Genomic DNA, 13848 nt, shown 5'->3' with positions numbered 1-13848 from the left:
CGCTGTGCCACACGGTATGACGACCGGGCGCGATCCCGGCGCCGACCGCGACGAGCAGGGTGAGGTGACGGCGTGACCGAGTTCGACGGACTGCCGGTGCTGCGGTCCCCGGTGGCCATCGCCGCCTTCGAGGGCTGGAACGACGCCGCCGACGCGTCCACCGCGGCCGTCGAGCACCTGGAACAGGTTTGGAACGCGCGGCAGATCGCCGAGCTGGACCCGGAGGACTTCTACGACTTCCAGGTCAGCCGGCCCACCATCACCATGGCCGACGGGGAGACGCGCCGCGTGGAGTGGCCGACGACCCGGTTCATGGTGGCCAGCCCGGAGGGCACCGACCGCGACGTGGTGCTGATCCGCGGCATCGAGCCGAGCATGCGCTGGCGGACGTTCTGCGAGCAGGTGCTGGAGATCTGCCACAGCCTCGAGGTGGAACGGGTGGTGCTGCTCGGCGCGCTGCTGGCCGATGTTCCCTACACCCGGCCGCTGCCGATCAGCGGCAGTGCGTCCGACGCGCAGGCCGCCGAGCGCTACCAGCTCACCCCCACCCGCTACGACGGGCCGACCGGCATCGTCGGTGTGCTGCACGACGCCTGCACCCGCGCCGAGGTCGACGCCGTGTCGTTCTGGGTGCACGTGCCGCACTACGCCAACAACCCGCCGTGCCCCAAGGCCACCCTCGCCCTGCTGCACCGGGTCGAGGAGGTCGTCGACCTGCCGGTGCCGATGGCCGACCTGGCCGAGGAGTCCGCCGAGTGGGAGCAGCGGGTGCGCAGCGCCGCCGAGCAGGACGCCGAGCTGGGCGAATACGTCCGTGAGCTGGAGGAACGGGTCGGCGACGAGGGCATCACCCCGTTGACCGGCGACGAGATCGCCCAGGAGTTCGAGAAATACCTGCGCCGACGGGGCGGTTCAGCCGGCCCGACCGCCGGCTCCTGGTAGCCAACTGTTCACTGCGGGCCCTCGGACCTTCTCTGGTCCGAGGGCCCGTTTTTCGGCGTGTCCGGGGTGGCGCCGTCACACCCGCTAGGGCATCCTAGGAACCTAGATGTGATCAAGGAGGCGGGTGTGCAGATCAATCCCGGGGCCGCCGAGTTCCCGCACCGACAGATTGCCACGCAGCTCAAGGCCCAGGTCCGCCGCGGCGACTGGGGACCCGGCGAGCGACTGCCGTCCATCCCGGCCATCGCCGAGATGTTCGGCGTCGCCAAGCAGACCGTGCAACGGGCCGTCGACCAACTGCGGGTCGAGGGCATCCTGATCACCAAACCCGGCTCCGGTACGTACGTCCGGGGCACCCGCCGCCGACTCAACCGACTCTCCCGAGGGCGGTACGGCGGCTTCCGCGGCTACCACACCGACCTGGCCGCCCGGTACCGCCAACAACTCGTCTCCGTCGGCCACTCCCCCGCCCCCGCCGAGGTCGCCGACGCGTTCGGGGTGCCCGACGGCACCAACCTGCTCTGCCGGCGACACCTCGTCCGCACCGACGACTCCCCCGTCGAGGTCGGCGCGTCCTGGTTCCTGCCCCGCGACACCGCCGGCACCTCGCTGGAGCGCACCGAGGCCTTCGGCCGCCCCCTCTATCAGGAGGCGGAGGAAGCCACCGGGCGGCGGTACGTCTCCGCCACCGACACGATCAGCGCCCGCCAGCCCAGCCGGGAGGAGGCCGAGACGCTCCAGATCCGGCCGGACACCCCGGTGCTGCACCTGCTGCACGTCGCGTACGACACGCACCACAAGCCGATCGAGGTGGCCCAGGCCACCTGGCCCGGCCCGATGACGACCCTCACCGAGGAATACAAGATCCCCGCCCCGACCCCCGACCCGGAACCCGACCCCGGCCTGGTCCTGGGCTGACCCCACCGATCCCGCCCCGCAACGACGCGGGCGCCACGACCGCGCGGGCGCATCGTGGCCTGCGGCGCGCGTGCCGTCTGCCGGGAGAGGTGTCAGAGGCGGATGCCCAGGAGGGCGTCCACCGTGTTCGCGAAGAGGGCGGGCGCTTCGGCGTCGTCCGTGGCGCCGGCGAGGGTCGCCTCGGCCCAGCGGTCGGCGACCGCCAGGGCACCGGGAGTGTCGAGGTCGTCGGCCAGGCGCTCGCGTACGCCGGCCAGCAGCTCCGCCCCGGACGGCCCGGCCGGCGCGGAGGCGGCCCGCCGCCAACGGTCCAGGCGCTCCTTGGCGGTCGTGAGCAGCTCGTCGGTCCAGGTGCGGTCGCTGCGGTAGTGCCCGGAGATCAACGCCAGGCGGACCGCCATCGGGTCGACCTTGTCGGCGCGCAGCCGGGACACGAAGACCAGGTTGCCGCGGGACTTGGACATCTTCTCGCCGTCCAGGCCGATCATCCCGGCGTGCACGTAGTGCTCGGCGAACGGCGCCTGACCGGTGAGCCGCTCGGCGTGCGCGGCGGACGCCTCGTGGTGCGGGAACAGCAGGTCGTTGCCGCCGCCCTGGACGTCGATCCGGTCGCCGAGCAGGTTCAGCGCGATGACCGCGCACTCGATGTGCCATCCCGGGCGGCCCGGGCCCAGCTCCCCGCCCGGCCAGGACGGCTCCCCCTCGCGGGCGCCACGCCACAGCAGTGGGTCCAGTGGGTCGCGCTTGCCGGCGCGGTCGGGGTCACCGCCGCGCTCCGGGAAGATCTCCAGCATCTGCTCGCGGGTCAGGTTCGACTCGTAGCCGAACCGGCCCGTGGCGGAGATGTCGAAGTAGACGTCGCCGGTGCCGTCGTCGAGGCGGTACGCGGCGCCGTCCTTGAGCAGCACCTCGACCTTGTCGGCGATGTCCGGGATGGACTCGACAGCGCCCACGTAGTGCTCCGGCGGGATGATCCGCAGAGCCTCCATGTCCTCGCGGAACAGCGCCGTCTCCCGCATCGCCAGGACCACCCAGTCCTCGCCGTCGCGGGCGGCCCGCTCCAGCAGCGGGTCGTCGATGTCGGTGACGTTCTGCACGTAGCGCACCGGGCGGCCGGCGTCCCGCCACATCCGCTGCACCAGGTCGAACGTGATCATGGTGGCGGCGTGGCCGAGGTGGGTGGCGTCGTACGGGGTGATGCCGCAGACGTACATGCTCCCCGCGTCGGCCGGTTCGCTCGGGTGGACACCCTGCCGCGCCGAGTCGTACAGCGCCAACGGCTCGCCCCTGCCCGGCAGCCGTGGCACCTCGTGTCCCGCCCAAGACTCCATGGGATCAGCCTAGCCAGCCCGACGACGAGGTCGGAGCGCCTCACGGGTGATCAAGATGACAACGGGTCACATGGGCGGCCAGGGGATCGCCGGCCAGTCCTCCGGTGGCTGCGGGAAGCGAGCGGTCTCGCGCAACCGGTCGATCCGGGAGGCCACCTCGGTCACCTCACTGATGGTGAGGTGGTCGGCCAACTCCGCGCCGAGCGCGCCGGCGATCTGCCCGGCGAACCCGTCGAGCATCTCCACGGCGTCCGCGGGCAGCTGCTTGCCGGCCCAACCCCAGAGCACCGTACGCAGCTTGTCCTCCACGTGGAAGCTCACCCCGTGGTCCACGCCGTAGATCCGGTCGTCGGCACCGACCAGCACGTGAGCGCCCTTGCGGTCCGCGTTGTTGATCACCGCGTCGAGCACCGCGAGGCGGGCCAGCCGGGGGTCGTCGGCGTGCGCGAGGGCGTACGCGGCACCGTCGTCGTCGCGGGCCGCGGCGATCGGGAACCAGCGTGGCGGCAGCTCAGCGGCCGGCAGGAACCCGACCAGCGGCTCGGCGTCCTCCGGCTCGTCGATCCACAGCTGGCAGGAGCCGGGGCCGAACGGGCCGTCGCGCAGCACGGTGGGCGGCACCAGGTCCCAACCGGTCGCCCGGGAGACCAGGTATGCCGAGACCTCCCGGCCGGCCAGGGTGCCGTCGGGGAAGTCCCACAGTGGGCGCTCGCCCCGGACCGGTTTGTAGACGCAGCGGGCGGTGACCCCCTCCAGGGTCAGGATGCCGCGCAGGGTCGTGTTGGACGCGTCGACCAGCCGACCTTCCAGGTCGAGCACGCCGTCACGCAGCAGCCGCAGCGCGGCGTCGCCGTCCTGGCGAGGCTGGAGGCCGGACGAGGTCACCGGTGATAACCGTTGTGCCGCGGGCACAGGTGCCCGGCGGGGTCCAACGGTTGGCCGCAGAGCGGGCACGGCGGCCGGCCCGCGTTGACCACTCGCCGGGCCCGCTCGATGAACTGGCGGGTCGCCTGCGGGGTGAGCCGGACCCGGAGCCGGTCCAGGTCCTCGTCCGGCTCTTCGTCCTCGTCGTCGTCTTCGTCCTCGTCGTCCTCGTCGCCCAGCTCGACCTCGGGCTCCACCTCGCCCGCGGCGATCGCCTCGATCACCACGGTCGCGGTGTCCACGTCGAAGGCCAGCCCGAGGGTCCCGACCCGGAACTCCTCGTCGACCGGAGTGTCCAGTGGCTCGTTGTCGCCGATCACCGGCGCCAGCTCGGGCAGATCCACCCCGAAGCGACGTTGTGCCTCGGTGAGCAGCTCCTCCAGCTTCTCGGCGAGCAGGGACACCTGGACCTTCTCCAGCGCGACGCTGACCAGCCGGCCGCCGCCGCGAGCCTGCAGGAAGAACGTGCGCTCCCCCGGCGGCCCGACAGTCCCGGCGACGAACCGCTCCGGCGGTTCGAAGGCGTGCACCTGGTGGGTCATACCCACGACCCTATCCGGCCCGCCATGGCACCGCGCACCCCACCGACCCGAATCACCGTGGTCCCCGCCACGCCCGGCGCAACGGCCCTTGCACCCGGGCGTGGCGCACTCCGGCTCACCGGCCGGCCCCCGCGCCGCCGCCAACCGGGGCGTCGGAGTCGGCCGCGCTCGTCGCCGCCCGCGTCGCCCGGCGGCGCTTGCGTGGCGGCGGCGCCAGTGCGGCCAGGTCGCCCCCGGTGTCGTTGAGCCGCAGCAGGAACGGCCGCAGCGTCGTATACCGGATCGCCGTCACCGACGCCGGGTCGGCAACGATCCGCTGAAAAAGATCAAGGTGTACGCCGAGCGCGTCGGCCACGATCGCCTTGATCACGTCGCCGTGGCTGCACGCCAGCCAGACCGCCTCCGGGCCGTGCTCGGCCGTGATCCGCGCATCCCATGCGCGCACCGCCGCGACCGCCCGTGCGGCCATCGCCGCCATCGCCTCACCCTGCGGGAAGACCACGGCGCTGGGGTGCTGCTGGACCACCGGCCAGAGCGGCTCCTTCGCCAGCTTCTTCAGTGGCTGTCCCTCCCAGGCTCCGTAGCCGCACTCGATCAACCCCTCCTCCACGAGCGGGTCGGCGTCGGGCAGCGCGAGCTCCAGGGTCTGCCGGCATCGGATGAGCGGGCTGGTCACCACTGCGGCGAGCGGCACCGACCGCAGCCGCTCGCCGACCGCAGCCGCCTGGGCCCGGCCCGTCTCGTCCAGCTCGACCGGCTGGCGGCCGGCCAGGCCGCCGTCGGCGTTCGCGGTCGTCCGGCCGTGTCGCAGAAGCAGAAGGGTCGCCACGGGGACCACCCTATGACCTGCGCCCGACCGGCAGCATCGCCCTCCGGCCTGCCCGTGTCCGCGTCGCCCGAGGGGATCGGACGGGAAACGGATCGAGCCGCTGCCTTGGCGGTAAAATACTTAATGCCCGGGTTGTCCGGGCCCTCTGTCCGGAGGGTGTGAAAGGCGATGGGCGACCCGGCACCCGCGCGGCCCTCGGCCATCTCGGACCCCCAGGACGTGTACGGGGAGTTCCGGCGCCCACTCCTGGTCCTCGCCCTCACCACCGGCATCGCCGGCTTCGTGGACGCGTTCGCCTTCCTGCGCTACGGCGCGTTCGTCGCCAACCAGTCAGGCAACGCCGTCCTCCTGGGCATTGGCCTGGCCGGACGACACGCCGCCTGGCCCGAGTCCGCGGCCTCACTGATCGCGTTCGCCGCCGGGACGGGCGTGGTCTCACAGGTACGCGCGGCACGGAGCCCGTGGTCGCCGTCCTTGCGGGGACTCGCCTGCGCCGTGCTCACGCTGGCGCTCTGGGCGGTGCTCAACGTCCTGCTCCACCACGGCCGGCAGGGCGGGCCGCCGCGGATCGCGCTGGCCGCCGCGGGTGGCTTCGCCATGGGCGCGCTGGCGACCTTGTTCGTCCGCACGGCCGGGATCACCACCCACATCACCTACCAGTCGGGCACGGTGGCGAAGATCGGCGAACGCGTCGGGCGTTGGCTCGCCGGACCGGACACCCGCCGGAAGCAGGCCCGCCAGGGCACCTTCCTCGGGCTCCTGGCACTGCTCTGCTACGCCACCGGGGGTGGCATCGGAACGCTGGCGCAGCAACAACCACGCTGGGTGCCGGCCTGGGGAACGCTCGCCCTGTCCACAGTGTCGTTCCTGCTCCGTTCCCGCCGGTCGAAGAGGTGACCGAGGCCCGCGCCGACGGGCACCAGCTCAGCGGACGTCCGTCGCGAGCTGGACGTCCTGCACGAAGCACTCCGAGCGCTCGGCACCGTAACGACCCAGCACGTCCAGCACGGCGGACACCGCCTCGCGTTCGACCACGACCTCGACCCGGGCGCGGTCCACGAGGTCCTGGTCCTGCCAGTAGCCCCGGGGCAGCGAACGGGCGGTCGGTTCGGCGGTGGAGACCGTGGCGTCGAAGAGCACGATGGAGGTGGCTCCCGCACCGACCAGGGCGTCCCGTAGCTCCCGGGTGGTCGGCAGCAGCGTCGGATTGACCGTCGCGGTGACCAGCCGGGCGTTCTGGGCCGGCCGGGCGGGCCGTTCGGCGCCGCGTTCCCGTCCGGGTTCGCGTCGACGCTGCGGTGCGCCAGTGCCGTTGAGGCCCGCAACACCGCCCAGGTGGTACGCGTCGGCGTCCTGCTGGGCGTGGTCGAGGTTGTCCTGCTCGTCGGCGGGGGCACGGAGCCCGAGGACGGCCTGCACGGCGGCGGCAATCGCCCAACTGAGCACGAAGGAGAAGGCCACCACGGCGACCACGCCGACGATCTGGTGCCAGAGCAGGGACCCGCCTCCGCCGAAGAGGAGACCGTCCTTGCCGAGCGGGTTGACGCCACTGTCGCCGAAGAAGCCAACCAGCAGCGAGCCGAGCATGCCGCCGACGAAGTGGACCGCGAGGACGTCCAGCGCGTCGTCGAGCCGGAGCAGATACTTCAACCGCAACGCGAAGTGGCAGACGATTCCGGCGATCGCTCCGATGGCGATGGCGGAGAGCGTGTTGACGTAACCGGCGGCGGGGGTGACCGTCGCGAGCCCCGCGACAGCGCCGGAGACGCCGCCCACGACGGTGCTGTGGCCGTCCTTGAGCCGCTCCGCCACCAGCCAGACGAGCATGCCGGCGGCGGCCGCGAGGTGGGTGTTGATCAGCGCCTGGGCGGCGAGCCCGTTGGCCTGGAGTCCGTCGCCGCCGTTGAAGCCGAACCATCCGAACCAGAGGATACCCGCCCCGAGGATGGTCAGCGGGATGGAGTTGGGCGGGGACGCGGTGCGGGGCCAACCACGGCGGCGTCCGACGACCAGCAGGGTGCCGAGCACCGCGGCTCCCGCGGAGGCGTGGACCACCATGCCGCCGGCCCAGTCCTGGGTGCCGAACCGGGCCAGCCAGCCGTCGGGGTGCCAGAGCCAGTGCGCGACCGGCGCGTAGACCACGATGGACCAGATCGCCAGGAACGCGACCCAGCCGGCGAACCTCAGCCGGCCCGCGGTGGCGCCGGTGACGAGCGCGGGCGTGATCACCGCGAACATCATCTGGTACGCGACGAACGCCAGGGTCGGGATCGTCACCTGGCCGGTGACCACGTGCAGGTTTGGCGCGGGCGGGACCCGAAGGTCGTTGAGCCCGAAGAGTTCGAGGTTGCCGAAGAGGCCGGTGCCGGCGTCGTCTCCGAAGGCGATGGTGTAGCCGACCAGCACCCAGGTCAGGCTGACGACCCCCAACGCGACCATGTTCTGCTGCAACATCGCGAGCACGTTGCGGGTGCGGACCATTCCACCGTAGAAGACGGCCAGGCCCGGGGTCATGAACAACACGAGGCCGGCGCAAACCAGCACCCAGGCGGTGTCGCCCGAGTTCACCGCGTCCTGAGCGAGCACGGAAGCTCACCTCTCCTCTCGGTACGGTCAGACGGAGTGCTTCACCGTCGAGACGACGGTCTCCTTGGCGCGTTCGTGGTTGGGCACCGGCGCGAAGTGCCGTTTGGGCAGCAGCAGCAACCAGGTGGCGATGTTGAAGGGTCCGGTGAGCACCGGGATGGCCAGTGGGGTGAGCACTGTCGCCAGGGCCATCTGGACGAAGAGCGTCAGGGCGATTCCGAAGAGGGTGTAGAGGGTCACCAGCGCTCCGGGACGGTGCAGCACCGCACCCACGGCGATCGCCGTCAACACCGCGTTGAAGCCGAACAGGCCCTTGTCCAGCGAGGCCGCGTCGGCGCCGAACGAGAGCGCCAGCAGTGTCGCGCCGACCGCGCCGATCACCGCGAAGAGCGCCGACCAGCGGGAGTTGACCAGCAGCGCGACCAGGATGATCAGGCCGGTGACCCAGCTGTTGATCAGATAGATCTGGGAGACGCCGCGCAGGAAGGTGGGGACCAGGTCCCAGTCGAAGCGGCCACCGGTCAACTGCCCCTCGCCGGGAAACATCGGCTTCAGGTTGGTCAGCACGGTGAACCGGTCGAACTGGTACGCGGCCAGCAGCAGCACCCAGGTGGTCAGCACGAACGGCATGGTGAACGCGGTCAGGCCCCAGGTCTTGAAGATCGCGTTCAGGGCCAGGGTGACAACTGTCGTGGCGATCGCTCCGAGCACCAGGTAGAGCCACATCAACGGCCGGTCGTCGAGGAATGTCGGGACGGCGATCCCGGTCAGCAGCGGGCTGAAGCCGAACAGTCCCTTGCGCAAGGAGGGCTCATCCACCCGCAGGGCGACGGCCGTGGCGGTGCCGACGACGAGACCGAGGACCGCTCCCCCGAGGATCCGTGGTTGCCCGTTCTCGAACGCTCCCCAGGCGATCGCGACGAGGACGAGCAGCCCGGTGAGCGGGTTGTTCTGCAGGACGACCTGCGCCGGCCCGCGCAGGCAGGCGTCGACGAACCCGATCAGAGGGTTGTGGTCACTCAGCCTGTCCCAGCTGCGGGTCACGCTCGTCACGGCATTCTCCTCGGGGATCCGTCATCGCCAACTGAAGGCCGGCGGGAAGGTCCGGCCGGTCACCTCTTCGCGGGCGGCCACGCAGAAGGCACGGACCGCGGCACGGACCGGCTCCGTCTCCTGGCCGAGGACCTTGAAGATGAGGCCCGCGTCGTTCGGCAGTCGACTGACGGCGCTGGCCAGCGGCGTCTCCTCGTCCCAGACCGGCGTCGAGGTCCGTTCGTAGACGCGGGCGGCCCGCTCCGGGCTGGTGAGGAGTACGACGTTGCCGAAGATGTGGAAGCGATCCATGACGCCGAGCCGCGCCACCGGGAACTGCCCGGGAGCCACCACGAACTTCTCCACGAACAACTGCCGGCCGTCGGGCCGCTCCGCGCCCAGGGAGGAGGAGAAGAGGTCGTAGGCGAAGAGTTCCCCGTCGCGGTAGTACTTCCGGCCGGGCTGGAGGACCTCGCCGTAGAGCATGGTGGCGCTCTCCGGGAGCCGCACCCGGGTGTCGGTGACGAACCGGCTGCCCCGGTACGGGATCACGGGCTCCGGGAGGTATTCGAGGTAGGTGTCCTCGGCCAGGGTGAAGCGCTGGATCTGCGAGCCGTAGTTCGCGTCCATCTCCTGGATCTTGGTGGCGGCCTGGGTGACCAGGTGCGCCTGGCTGCCCGGTGCCAGGTCGACGTCCATGTGCAGGCGGTCGCCCTGGAGCACACCGCCGGAGGTGGTGAGGATCATGACGCAGGGAAGCTGCGGCATCTCCTCGTCCCAGTAGAGCGCCCGCTGGACGAGCAGCGGTGACTGCCGGTAGAGGTCGTGCAGGATCGTCCGGTCACCGCGCCGTTCGAACCCGAGGCGCAGCACGCCGACCTTGCCGTTGGACGCGGCGGGCAGCTGTGCCGGTTGGTCCTGGTACGGCGCCAGTTCCCGCGCACCGTCCAGTGTGATCATGCGACCACTTCGGCGTCGAAGAGCGCGTTGCGGCGGATCAACGAGACGAGTTCGTCGATGCCCTCACCCGTCTTGCAGTTGGTGAACATGACCGGCTTGCCGTTGCGCGTCACGTCCGCGTCGCGGGCCATGAGCTCGAGGTCGGCATCCACGTAGGGAGCGAGGTCCGTCTTGTTGATCACGAGGATGTCGGACTTGGAGATCCCCGGGCCGTTCTTGCGCGGGATCTTGTCGCCGGCCGCCACGTCGATGACGTAGATGAAGTAGTCGACCAGGGCGGGGCTGAACGTCAGCGTGAGGTTGTCGCCGCCGCTCTCGATCAGCACCACGTCGCTGTCCGGGAACCGGGACTCCATGTCCTCCACCGCCGCCAGGTTCATGCTCGGGTCCTCGCGCACGGCGGTGTGCGGGCAGGCCCCGGTCTCCACCCCGAGGATCCGTTCCTCGACGAGGACCCCGGTCAGGGCGCGCCGGACGTGTTTCGCGTCCTCGGTGGTGACGACGTCGTTCGTGATCACCAGTACGCGCAGCCCGTTGTCCACGAAACGGGGCACGACGGCCTCGATGATCGCGGTCTTGCCGCTGCCCACCGGGCCACCTACGCCGATACGACTTGCCGACTTCATGATGTGACCAGTCCTTCTGGGAGACGTGTTGAGGGTCAGAAACGTGTGGGATCGCGGAGGTCAGCCCTCAGCTCATGAACATCCGCACGTGGATGTGCTGGTGCGCGCCGGCCAGGACGTCGATGTGCGGCCCGAAGGTCTGCATGTCGTCGAGGTCGGCGGTGCGCACGTCGCGGTAGTCGTCGGTGACCTTCTCGTTGACCGCGAACAGGATCGACTGCGCGTCGAGGTGGTCGACCCGCATCAACCGGATGGCGGCGCTGAGCACCGTCGAGGCGGCGCCGTACTGGTGGGCCGCGAACGCGTCCTCCTCGGGCACCCCGAGGTCGGCGAAGACCACCCCGAGCGCGACCGGGTAGGTGACCGGCGCGCCCGGCGCCGACTCGCCGAGCCGCTTCTTGAGCAGGGTCTCCCCGACGATCCGGGTCGCGGCCTCGGCCAGCTTGCGCCCCATGCGTACGGACATGGTCCGCATCTCTTCGTTGATCTTGCGCAGGTGGACGGCCTCGTCGGCGCGCCGGATCCGGTCGAGGTCTCCCGCGACGGCGGCACGGTGCCCGGCGAGCAGGGCGACACCGTCCCCGGTGGCGGCGAGCCGGGTGACGGTCCGGACGTAGTCCTGGAGGGTCTCCCGGTCGTGCACGACGCCGTGCTGGACGGCCATCTCCAGACCGCTGGAGAAGGAGAAGGCGCCGACCGGGAAGACCGAGTCGCCGAACTGCAGCAGCTTCAGGGTTTCCGCCATGGTGCGCACCGTCCGGCCCCGCTCAGTTGAGGTCGGCGGGGAGGTGGGAGTGCGGCGTCGAGTCGGCGCCACCGAACAACCGCCGCGACTCGTGCGGCGCGAGGTACGCGATGACCTCGGTGCCGGGAACGAACTCGTGGGTGATCCCGGTGAAGGCGTGGGTGCGCATCACCGAGTCCATGACCTTGCGGTCCACGGTCAGCGGGACGTACATCTTCGTGCCCTTGACCACGGCCGGCCAGTGCTGGTTGCCGATGGCGTGACCGAGCTCGACGGCCGAGCGGATGAGCAGCTCGGCCGACTCGCCGCGCAGCTTGTCGAGGTGGACCACCATCACCTCGCCCAACTGCACCCGGGCCACCACCGCGGTGGCGGTCAGGTCGTCCCAGGCGAGGACGTCGCCGTCGCGCAGCCGGACGCCGCGCGCCAGCGCCACCGACAGCTCCGACCCGGAACTGGTCATCTTGCGGATGCGGCTCTTCTGAGCGTCCCACTGGTCGAGGACCAGGTCGTCGATGCGCGCTTCCTTCAGGCGCAGCGTCCAGTCGGGCTCGTTCATATTGCCCAGCACCGTCTCGACGAGCACGGGCCTCTCCTTTCGGTCGGTGTGCCGGGACCAGGCACGTGCGAGACGGTCCCGACGGGGGTCAGCTGAAGAAGTAGAGCTGGCTCAGGGGCAGGTTCCGGGCCGGCGGCACCGTCGCGTGGACGCCGTCCATCTTCACGGCGAAGGTCTCCGGATCGACCTCGAGCTTGGGGGTCCTGTCGTTGCGGACCATGTCCCGCTTGGTGAGGCCCCGGGTCCGGTACACCGGCATGACCTGCCGTTGCAGGCCGAGCTCCTCGGCGATGCCGGCTTCGTGCGCGGCCCGGGACACGAAGGTCACGCAGGTCTTGGCGAGCTGGCTACCGTACGCGGCGAACGAGGGCCGGTAGTAGACCGGCTGCGGGGTCGGCAGTGACGCGTTCGGGTCACCCATGATCGACCAGGCGATCATGCCGCCCTTGAGGACGAGCTTCGGCTTCGCGCCGAAGAAGGCCGGCTCCCAGAGCACGAGGTCGGCCATCTTGCCCGGTGTGACCGAGCCCAGCACGTGCGAGATCCCCTGGGTGATGGCCGGGTTGATGGTCATCTTGGCCACGTACCGCAGCACCCGGAAGTTGTCGTTGGCGCTGGAGTCCTCGGCGAGCTTGCCGCGCGCGGTCTTCATCTGCCCGGCGAGCTGGATGGTCCGCAGCCAGGTCTCGCCCACGCGCCCCATGGCCTGCGAGTCGCTCTGCATCATCGAGATGACGCCCTCGTCGAGCAGGACGTCCTCGGCCGCGATCGTCTCGGTCCGGATCCGGCTCTCCACGAAGGCCACGTCCGAGGGGACCTGCGGGTTGAAGTTGTGACAGACCATGATCATGTCGTACAGCTCGGACTGGCTGTTGATGCCGTAGGGCACCGTCGGCGTGGTCGAGCTGGGCAGCACGTTCATCTGGCTGGCGACCTTGATGACGTCCGGCGCGTGCCCACCACCGGCGCCCTCGGTGTGGAAGGTGTGGATCGTCCGGCCCTCGAACGCGGCGATGCTGTCCTCGAGGTAGCCGCTCTCGTTGAGAGTGTCGGTGTGGATGCTGACCTGCACGTCGAACTCGTCGGCGACGTCCAGGCAGGCCCGGATCACCGCCGGCGGGGCGCCCCAGTCCTCATGGATCTTGAAGCTCGGCGCGCCGGCCATGATCTGTTCGACCAGCGGCGCACGGCCGGTGCTGTTGCCCTTCGCCATCAGACCGATGTTGATCGGGATGGTCTCGAAGGCCCGCATCATCGCGTGGAGGTTCCACGGACCCGGGGTGATGGTGACGCCGTTGGTGCTGTCGGTCGGGCCGGTGCCGCCGCCCCACAGGGTGGTCACGCCGTTGCTCAGGGCGGCGTACGCCTGCAGCGGCGTCACCAGGTGCACGTGCGTGTCGATGCCCCCGGCGGTCAGGATGAGGTGCTCGCCGGAGATGGCCTCGGTGCCCGGACCGGTCACCAACTCGGGGGTGACCCCGTCCATGATGTTCGGGTTGCCGGCCTTGCCGATGCCGGCGATCTTGCCGTCCTTGACACCGACGTCGGCCTTGATCACGCCGAGGGTCGCGTCGACGATGGTCACGTTCGTGATGACCAGGTCCAGGCCACCCTGCGCGTTGGTGTACTGGTTGTTGACCCCCATGCCGTCGCGCAGGGTCTTGCCGCCGCCGTACATCACCTCGTCGCCGAGGACCCGGAGATCCTTCTCGATCTCGATGTACAGGTCGGTGTCGCCGAGCCTGATCTGGTCGCCCGTCGTCGGGCCGTACATTCCGGAATATTCTTGCCGCGAAATCTGGCTCATCGAATCATCTCTCCTGCCCGAGGCTGGCAGCCCTGCGGGATAGCGGA

At 70.5% G+C, this 13848-nt stretch carries 14 protein-coding genes; 3 read left to right on the top strand and 11 right to left on the bottom strand.

The annotated features are described in order from the left end of the window. Positions 1–72: 72 nt before the first annotated feature. The gene (locus AC3CF1_RS02165; RefSeq protein WP_030332815.1) at positions 73–942 is read left to right on the top strand and encodes a PAC2 family protein; all 870 of its coding nucleotides are present in this window, start codon (positions 73–75) and stop codon (positions 940–942) included. Positions 943–1068: 126 nt separating this feature from the next. Continuing rightward, positions 1069–1860, top strand: a complete 792-nt coding sequence (locus AC3CF1_RS02160; RefSeq protein ID WP_088948070.1) for a GntR family transcriptional regulator — start codon at positions 1069–1071, stop codon at positions 1858–1860. Positions 1861–1952: 92 nt separating this feature from the next. Here AC3CF1_RS02160 and mshC read toward each other — a convergent pair whose 3' ends face one another. From mshC to AC3CF1_RS02140, 4 genes are all read right to left on the bottom strand, one after another. Continuing rightward, positions 1953–3191, bottom strand: a complete 1239-nt coding sequence (gene mshC / locus AC3CF1_RS02155) for a cysteine--1-D-myo-inosityl 2-amino-2-deoxy-alpha-D-glucopyranoside ligase (RefSeq protein WP_488449405.1) — start codon at positions 3189–3191, stop codon at positions 1953–1955. A gap of 66 nt (positions 3192–3257) precedes the next feature. After that, entirely contained in the window at positions 3258–4076 is an 819-nt protein-coding gene (locus AC3CF1_RS02150; protein WP_488449404.1) for an SCO1664 family protein, read from the bottom strand. After that, on the bottom strand, positions 4073–4657 hold the full coding sequence (locus AC3CF1_RS02145) for a DUF3090 domain-containing protein (protein ID WP_088948067.1): 585 nt from the start codon (positions 4655–4657) through the stop codon (positions 4073–4075). The genes AC3CF1_RS02150 and AC3CF1_RS02145 overlap by 4 nt, the downstream gene beginning before the upstream one ends. 115 nt (positions 4658–4772) lie before the next feature. Next, positions 4773–5495: an MSMEG_4193 family putative phosphomutase gene (locus AC3CF1_RS02140; RefSeq protein WP_393388811.1), complete on the bottom strand. Its 723-nt coding sequence runs from the start codon at positions 5493–5495 to the stop codon at positions 4773–4775. A 159-nt stretch (positions 5496–5654) separates the two neighbouring features. Between AC3CF1_RS02140 and AC3CF1_RS02135 the strand changes: the two genes are divergently transcribed. Then, positions 5655–6383, top strand: a complete 729-nt coding sequence (locus AC3CF1_RS02135; RefSeq protein ID WP_330467410.1) for a YoaK family protein — start codon at positions 5655–5657, stop codon at positions 6381–6383. 27 nt (positions 6384–6410) lie between these two features. Here AC3CF1_RS02135 and AC3CF1_RS02130 read toward each other — a convergent pair whose 3' ends face one another. From AC3CF1_RS02130 to AC3CF1_RS02100, 7 genes are all read right to left on the bottom strand, one after another. Further along, positions 6411–8072, bottom strand: a complete 1662-nt coding sequence (locus AC3CF1_RS02130; RefSeq protein ID WP_355160767.1) for an ammonium transporter — start codon at positions 8070–8072, stop codon at positions 6411–6413. Positions 8073–8099: 27 nt separating this feature from the next. Beyond that, positions 8100–9125, bottom strand: a complete 1026-nt coding sequence (yut, locus tag AC3CF1_RS02125; RefSeq protein WP_355160766.1) for an urea transporter — start codon at positions 9123–9125, stop codon at positions 8100–8102. Positions 9126–9146: 21 nt separating this feature from the next. Then, the gene (locus tag AC3CF1_RS02120) at positions 9147–10064 is read right to left on the bottom strand and encodes an urease accessory protein UreD (protein ID WP_210794122.1); all 918 of its coding nucleotides are present in this window, start codon (positions 10062–10064) and stop codon (positions 9147–9149) included. After that, positions 10061–10690 carry an urease accessory protein UreG gene (gene ureG / locus AC3CF1_RS02115; RefSeq protein WP_088948062.1) on the bottom strand — a complete coding sequence of 210 codons (630 nt, stop codon included), beginning with the start codon at positions 10688–10690 and terminating at the stop codon, positions 10061–10063. The genes AC3CF1_RS02120 and ureG overlap by 4 nt, the downstream gene beginning before the upstream one ends. A 67-nt stretch (positions 10691–10757) precedes the next feature. Then, positions 10758–11435, bottom strand: coding sequence for an urease accessory protein UreF (locus AC3CF1_RS02110; RefSeq protein ID WP_354981456.1), 678 nt, complete (start codon positions 11433–11435; stop codon positions 10758–10760). 22 nt (positions 11436–11457) lie between these two features. Beyond that, positions 11458–12021: an urease accessory protein UreE gene (locus AC3CF1_RS02105; RefSeq protein WP_210794125.1), complete on the bottom strand. Its 564-nt coding sequence runs from the start codon at positions 12019–12021 to the stop codon at positions 11458–11460. Positions 12022–12082: 61 nt separating this feature from the next. Beyond that, positions 12083–13801 carry an urease subunit alpha gene (locus AC3CF1_RS02100; RefSeq protein WP_141909303.1) on the bottom strand — a complete coding sequence of 573 codons (1719 nt, stop codon included), beginning with the start codon at positions 13799–13801 and terminating at the stop codon, positions 12083–12085. Between the last annotated feature and the right edge of the window lie 47 nt (positions 13802–13848).

The organism is Micromonospora sp. MGP-C2, from assembly GCF_057766525.1.
Note: the sequence above shows the minus strand (reverse complement) of the source record. Positions and strands in the feature narration are given on the sequence as shown.